The organism is Psychrobacter sp. CAL346-MNA-CIBAN-0220 (assembly GCF_040309805.1).
Classification (GTDB): Bacteria; Pseudomonadota; Gammaproteobacteria; order Pseudomonadales; family Moraxellaceae; genus Psychrobacter.
Map to the genome: position 1 here is coordinate 1 of NZ_JBEOPF010000353.1, position 266 is coordinate 266.

The 266-nt window shown below is 43.6% G+C and carries 1 protein-coding gene; it reads left to right on the top strand.

The genetic code is table 11. The features are described from left to right. Positions 1 to 266, top strand: a 266-nt coding sequence (locus AAEY88_RS13950) for a DoxX family membrane protein (protein ID WP_350563339.1), incomplete at both ends; no start/stop codon positions are given.

The following is a 266-nucleotide window of genomic DNA, read 5'->3' on the forward strand; positions in this document are numbered from 1 at the left end:
GGGTTTAGGATTACCGTTTCCTGACTTACTAGCCTTTTTAGCTGGTTGGAGTGAATTTTTAGGAGGTTGGTTTTTATTACTTGGCCTTTTAACTCGCTTGGTCAGTATCCCACTTATGTTCACAATGGTTGTCGCTGCAACCTCAGTGCATTGGCATAATGGTTGGTTTGCAATAGCACCAACTAACCCAGAAACAAGTGCTGCGCAAGTGCTCGATTGGTTATCAATTCCGGGCGCTAAAGAAAGCCTTGAAAACTCACTAGAAG